Origin of the sequence: Burkholderia sp. Se-20378, assembly GCF_017104665.1 — a bacterium.
GTDB classification, from domain to species: Bacteria; Pseudomonadota; Gammaproteobacteria; order Burkholderiales; family Burkholderiaceae; genus Burkholderia; species Burkholderia lata.
The window spans coordinates 1-6,138 of record NZ_JAAGPG010000505.1 but is presented as its reverse complement, the minus strand read 5'-3'; the positions used below and the strand labels follow the sequence as shown (position 1 = coordinate 6,138).

6 protein-coding genes are annotated in these 6,138 nt (G+C 67.9%); 3 read left to right on the top strand and 3 right to left on the bottom strand.

Translation table 11 applies throughout. The annotated features are described in order from the left end of the window. Nucleotides 1-198: helix-turn-helix domain-containing protein (locus G3N93_RS41810; protein WP_307873440.1), on the bottom strand; the 198-nt coding region annotated here is incomplete at its 3' end. 126 nt (nucleotides 199-324) lie between these two features. Here G3N93_RS41810 and G3N93_RS32360 point away from each other — a divergent pair. The 3 genes from G3N93_RS32360 (at nucleotide 325) to G3N93_RS32350 (ending at nucleotide 4,241) form a co-directional block, all read left to right on the top strand. Further along, nucleotides 325-1,284, top strand: coding sequence for an MBL fold metallo-hydrolase (locus G3N93_RS32360; protein WP_206123671.1), 960 nt, complete (start codon nucleotides 325-327; stop codon nucleotides 1,282-1,284). A 179-nt stretch (nucleotides 1,285-1,463) separates the two neighbouring features. Continuing rightward, nucleotides 1,464-2,813: an MFS transporter gene (locus tag G3N93_RS32355; protein ID WP_174935446.1), complete on the top strand. Its 1,350-nt coding sequence runs from the start codon at nucleotides 1,464-1,466 to the stop codon at nucleotides 2,811-2,813. 87 nt (nucleotides 2,814-2,900) lie between these two features. Next, nucleotides 2,901-4,241 (top strand): MFS transporter, encoded by a 1,341-nt coding sequence (locus tag G3N93_RS32350; RefSeq protein ID WP_174937958.1) that lies wholly within the window; start codon nucleotides 2,901-2,903, stop codon nucleotides 4,239-4,241. A gap of 21 nt (nucleotides 4,242-4,262) precedes the next feature. Here G3N93_RS32350 and G3N93_RS32345 read toward each other — a convergent pair whose 3' ends face one another. Both G3N93_RS32345 and G3N93_RS32340 read right to left on the bottom strand, forming a co-directional pair. Beyond that, nucleotides 4,263-4,559, bottom strand: a complete 297-nt coding sequence (locus G3N93_RS32345) for a hypothetical protein (protein ID WP_174937956.1) — start codon at nucleotides 4,557-4,559, stop codon at nucleotides 4,263-4,265. A gap of 115 nt (nucleotides 4,560-4,674) precedes the next feature. Then, a partial coding sequence (locus G3N93_RS32340) for a diguanylate cyclase (protein WP_241026780.1) occupies nucleotides 4,675-6,138 on the bottom strand: 1,464 nt, incomplete at its 5' end.

Sequence of the window (6,138 nt, the reverse complement as noted above, 5' to 3'; positions counted from 1 at the left end):
GTCGGCCGCCGCGGCCAGCTCGGACAGGCCGAGCGGCTTGCGCCGGCGCGCGAGCGCGTCGAGCAGCCGGCCGCCGACCTCGACACTCTGGATCCCGCGCTGCGCCTTGGGCGGCGCGTCGTCTGCGCTGACTTCGTGGTTCTGCACGCGATGATTCTTCCGTTGACGAAACCCCGCATGGTATCCGACGCCATTTATCGCGCCAGCCCGCAGGTTTACCCGTATTAAACAATAGCAAGCGACTTTGTCATTGACAAATATTTGGCTCGGGAAGATGATCCGTTCATTCCCCTCAACACATGGCTCGCAGCCACGGAACGCAACATGGCCAAAGCATTCGCCTCCCAAGCCGATCTGGAAGAGAAGAAAGTCACCTGGACGAAGCTGTCCGAGAACGCGTACGCGTACACCGCCGAAGGCGACCCGAACTCGGGCGTGATCATCGGCGACGACAGCGTGCTGATCGTCGACACGACCGCGACGCCCGCGATGGCGCAGGACCTGATCGCGAAGATCCGCAGCGTGACCGACAAGCCGATCAAGCACGTGGTGCTGTCGCACTACCACGCGGTGCGCGTGCTCGGCGCGTCCGCGTATTTCGACGAAGGCGCGCAGCACGTGATCGCGAGCCGCGGCACGTACGAGATGATCGTCGAGCGCGGCGAGGCCGACATGAAGTCGGAGATCGAGCGTTTCCCGCGCCTGTTCGCCGGTGTCGAGACGGTGCCCGGCCTGACCTGGCCGACGCTCGTGTTCGAGCGCGAGATCACGCTGTTCCTCGGCAAGCTCGAAGTGAAGATCATGCACGTCGGCTCGGGCCACACGAAGGGCGACACGATCGTCTGGATCCCGTCGCAGAAAGTGCTGTTCTCGGGCGACCTCGTCGAATACGACGCTGCGTGCTACTGCGGCGACGCCCAGCTCGAACAGTGGCCGGCCACGCTCGAGGCGCTGCGTGCGCTCGGCGCTGAGAAGCTCGTGCCGGGCCGCGGCCCCGCGCTGCTGAACCCGGCCGACGTGAACAAGGGCCTCGATTACACGAAGGATTTCGTCACGACGCTGCTCGCACAGGGTCGCAAGGCCGTCGAACAGCAGCTCGACCTGAAGGCGTCGATGGCGCTCACGCGTGAAGCGATGGATCCGAAGTTCGGCCACGTGTTCATCTACGAGCACTGTCTGCCGTTCGACGTGTCGCGTGCATTCGACGAAGCGAGCGGCATCGCGCATCCGCGCATCTGGACCGCGCAGCGCGACAAGGAAATGTGGGCCGCGCTGCAGGACTGAGCGGCTTGCACAGGCGGGGCACCCGACAGGGCGCTCCGCCTTTTTTCTGAAGCGGCGACTGGCCACGGCTTCCTGCCGTCTTTCCGTCCGCCGTACCCGATCTCACAAGAAAGCAGGGCGCACGTACGCCCTGGGAGACGGCTGCGCGCTCGAATCGCGCAACCTGTTTGGAGAGAGACATGCCCCAATCGCTTCCCGCCGAAGCGACGCTCGCGCACGCGAGCGCTTCGGCTTCCGCCTCGGCCGCCACGGACGACGCGCTGCTGTTCCGCAAGATCGCGTGGCGGATCGTGCCGTTCCTGTTCCTCTGCTACGTCATCTCGTTCCTTGACCGCATCAACATCGGCTTCGCGCAGTTGCAGATGAAGCACGATCTCGGCTTCAGCGACGCGATGTACGGCCTCGGCGCCGCGGTGTTCTACGTCGGCTACGTGTTCTGCGAAGTGCCGAGCAACCTGCTGCTCGCGCGTTTCGGCGCGCGCCGCACCTTCACGCGGATCATGCTGCTGTGGGGCATCGCGTCGACCGGGATGATGTTCGTGTCGCAGCCGTCGCATTTCTACGTGCTGCGCTTCCTGCTCGGCGTGTTCGAAGCCGGCTTCTTTCCCGGCATCGTGCTGTACCTGACTTACTGGTTCCCCGCGAACCGGCGCGCGGCCGCGATCTCGGTGTTCTTCGCGGGCGTCGCGGTGGCCGGCGTGCTCGGCGGCCTGATGTCGGGCTGGATCATGCGCGACATGAGCGGCGTGCTCGGGATGCACGGCTGGCAGTGGATGTTCGCGATCGAAGGCGCGCCGGCGATCCTGCTCGCATTCGCCGCGTTCACGTTGCTGGTCGACCGGCCGCAGGACGCGACGTGGCTCACGTCCGATGAAAAGGCGCGGGTCGCCGCGCTGTGCGCCGACGGCCGCGGGCACGGCAACGCGCACGACGGGCGCAGCCTCATGGCGGCGCTCGCGAACCCGCGCGTGTACCTGTTCGCGTTCATCTATTTCTCGCTGACCTGCGCGTCGCTGACGCTCAATTTCTGGATGCCGCTGATGATCCGCGACTTCGGCGTGACCGACGTCGTGGCCGTGAGCCTGTACACGGTCGTGCCGAACGCGGTCGGCGCGGTGGGGCTGATCCTGATCGCGCGACGTTCGGACCGCACCGGCGAGCGCCGCAAGCACTTCGCGTGCTGCACGATCGGCGGCGGGCTCGCGCTCGCGGCGCTGACGCTGCACCTGCACAGCTTCGCGGCGATGCTCGCGTGCCTGTCGATCGCGGCGACGCTGATCTTCGCCGCGCTGCCGATCTTCTGGGCCGTGCCGACCCGCTATCTGTCGGGCAACGCGGCCGCGGCCGGGATCGCGCTGATCAGCAGCATCGGGATCACGAGCGGCATCGTCAGCCCGTGGGTGATCGGGATGATCCGCACGCGCACCGGCAGCATGGATCTCGCCGTGTATCTGCTGGCTGCGCTGCTGGTGGCGAGCGGCGTCGCGCTGATGCTCGGCGTGAAAGGCGAAGCCGCGCCGCGCGACTAGGCAAGGAACGGCCGGTCGCTGCTCGCGGGCGGCGGCGACCGGCGCGACGTATGGGCCCCGTATCCGAATCCATCAAGGAGACGATCGATGTCAGCCCCTCTTCAAGCGGACGCCGCGCGTGCGGTCGCGTCCGGTGTCGCGTCAACGGACGACGACGCGCTGTACCGCCGCATCGGCGCGCGGATCGTGCCATTCCTGTTCATCTGCTACATCGTATCGATCCTCGATCGCAGCAACATCGGCTTCGCGCAGTTGCAGATGCGGCAGGACCTCGGCCTGACCGACGCGATGTACAGCCTCGGCGCGGTGCTGTTCTTCGTCGGCTACGTGTTGTTCGAGGTGCCGAGCAACGCGCTGCTGCGCCGCTTCGGCGCGCGCCGCACCTTTGCGCGGATCATGTTCCTGTGGGGCGCGGTGTCGGTCGCGATGATCACCGTCGACAGCGCGAAGCATTTCTACGTACTGCGCTTCCTGCTCGGGCTGTTCGAGGCCGGGTTCTTTCCAGGCGTGGTGTTCTACCTGGCGTACTGGTATCCGGCACGGCGGCGCGCGTCGGTGCTGTCGATCTTCTACGCGGGCGTCGCGGTGGCCGGGATGGTCGGCGGGCTGCTGTCGGGCTGGCTGATGCGCGGGATGTCGGGCGTGCTCGGGCTGCACGGCTGGCAATGGATGTTTGCGATCGAAGGCGCGCCCGCGATCCTGCTCGGCGTGATCGCGTGGTTCTGGCTGTGCGATCGCCCCGAGCACGCGAAGTGGCTGTCCGACGCCGACCGCCAGCGGCTCGCGGCCGACCTGGCCGCCGACCGCGCCGGTGCCGATACGACGGCGCCGCACTCGCTGCGGCAGGTGCTGGCCGAACCGCGCACCTACCTGTTCGCGTTCATCTATTTCTCGCTGACCACGGCGCTCCTGATGCTGCTGTTCTGGATGCCGCTGATGATCCGCGAATTCGGCATTCACGATGTCGTGCAGATCAGCCTGTTGTCGGTCGTGCCGAACGCGATCGGCGCGGCCGGCCTGATCGCGATCGCGCGGCGCTCCGATCGCAAGCGCGAACGGCGCTGGCACTTCGCGGCATGCGCGTTCGGCGGCGCGGTGGCGCTCGCGCTGCTGACGCTGCACCTGCCGAGCATCGTCGCGATGATGGCGCTGCTGTCGGTCGCGGCGATGCTGATCTTCGCCGCGCATCCGGTGTTCTGGGCCGTGCCGTCCGCGTATTTCTCCGGCGCGGGCGCGGCGGGCGGGATCGCGCTGATCAGCAGCATCGGCGTGTCGAGCGGCATGATCACGCCGTGGCTCGTCGGGCTGATCCGCACGAGAACCGGCAGCATGGACCCGGCGATGCTGATGATCGCGGCGCTGCTGGCCGCGTGCGCGGTCGCGATGCTGCTGGGCGTGCGGGCGGTATCGCGTGAGGCGGCAGCGTGACGCCGGCAGCGACGATGCGATTCAGTGGAAGTACAGGAATAGCCCGGGCAGCACGAGCAGGCCGTGCAGCACCAGCGCCCCGTAGATCACGCCGCCGCGCGCCTGCAGGTCGATCGACAGGCAGGCGATCGCCGCGATGACCCCGATGACCGACAGGCCTGCCGCCCAGACGAGCGCGGTGATGAGCACGCGAATGCCCATGTACGGATCGTCCATCGAACTGGCGACCCCGTAGCCGATCAGGAGCGCCAGCAGCTCGACGAGCGCGACGACGAGAAGACCTGACGCGATTCGCGCGGTGCGTTTGGCATTGTCCATGGCAAGTCGGGGTGGGTAGGGGCAGGGGCGCTAGCCTACACGATCCGTCCCGAATAGGTCGCGCAACGGGGGCGGCAGGAAGCTGGGCGAGGAGCGGCCGTCGCGTGGTCGAAATCTACGCCCGATACACCTCGATCCGGTTGCGGCCGCGCTCCTTCGCGAGATAGAGCGCCTTGTCCGCGCGCGACAGCGGCTGGTAGGCGCCGAAGTCCGACGCCCGCATCGCGTCGATGCCGATGCTGACGGTCAGCGTGACCGGCTGGTCCTCGTGCGTGAGCCGGGCCTGCATCGCGCGTTGCTGCACGCGCTGCGCGAAGGCCAGCGCGCGGTCGAGATCCGCGCCCGGCAGCACAATCGCGAATTCCTCGCCGCCGACCCGGCCGACGATGCCGTCCGGCCCGGTTTCCGCGAGCAGCAGCCGCGCAAAATGCCGGAGCGCGCGGTCGCCGACCGGGTGGCCCCAGCGGTCGTTCAGCGCCTTGAAGTGATCGAGATCGAGCATCAGCACCGCAGCGGCCTGGCCGGTCGTGCGCACAGCGCGCAGCGCGGCCTCGCTTTGCCGCATGAACGCATGGCGGTTCGACAACTGCGTCAGGTGGTCGGTGGTCGCCATCCGGTGCAGTTCGGCCTCGATGTGCTTGCGGTCGGTCGCGTCGGTGATGAAGCCGTGCCACACGGTGCCGCCGTCGGCCGTTCGCTGCGGGCGCGCATCGCCTTCACGCCAGCGCAGGCCCTGGCCCGGCAGCAGCACGCGATATTCGAGGCGCCACGGCGTCAGTCGCACCGACGAGTCGTGCAGCGACAGCCGATAGGCGACCAGGTCGGCCGGATGGATTCGCGTCTCGACCGCTTCCGCGCTGCGGGCGATCTGCTCGGGCGTCAGTTCGTAGATGTCGCCGACGCCCGCGCTCGCGTAGGAAAAGAAGCGGCGTCCGTCGGGCGCCTGCCGAAGCTGGAACACAAGCCCGGGAACCTGGTCGGTGAGATCCGTGACGAGCGCGGCCGAGTCGCGCAATCGCGCGGCGAGCTCGCGCAGCGCGGTGATGTCCGTGGTCGTCCCGACCATCCGGAGCGCGCGGCCGTTGGCGTCGCGGTCGATCACCTTGCCGCGGCTGCAGATCCATTTGTACGAGCCGTCCTTGCAGCGGATGCGGTGCTCGACCGCGTAATAGTCGCTGCGGCGCTCGAAGTGCGCGAGCATCGCGGCTTTCACGTCGGCGATGTCGTCCGGATGCAGCCGTTCGTACGCGTCTTCGATCCGGGTGCTGAGCTCGTGCGGCGCGTAGCCGAGCATCGCCTTCCAGGCCGGCGAGTAATGGATCTCGCCGGTTTCCACGTTGCGATCCCACACGCCGGTGCCGCTTTCGGTCAGCGCGAGCGTGGTCAGCGTACTGTGTTCCTCGACGATGCCGAGCCGTTCGCGCAAGGTCACAGCTTCGATCGCGCGGGCAAGCGCGCTTGCGGCCAGTGTGGCGAGGTCGCGCAGCATCGCGCGTTGCCCGGCGTCGGGCGTGAGCCGCTTGCCGTCGACGACGCACAGCGTGCCGAGCGTCGCGCCGTCGGGCGCGGCCAGTTCGCA

Bases quoted from the DNA above. Each gene is read 5' to 3' on its own strand.
- G3N93_RS32345 (WP_174937956.1), bottom strand. From the start codon at position 4,559: ATGGACAATGCCAAACGCACCGCGCGAATCGCGTCAGGTCTTCTCGTC.
- G3N93_RS32350 (WP_174937958.1), top strand. From the start codon at position 2,901: ATGTCAGCCCCTCTTCAAGCGGACGCCGCGCGTGCGGTCGCGTCCGGT.
- G3N93_RS32360 (WP_206123671.1), top strand. From the start codon at position 325: ATGGCCAAAGCATTCGCCTCCCAAGCCGATCTGGAAGAGAAGAAAGTC.
- G3N93_RS32355 (WP_174935446.1), top strand. From the start codon at position 1,464: ATGCCCCAATCGCTTCCCGCCGAAGCGACGCTCGCGCACGCGAGCGCT.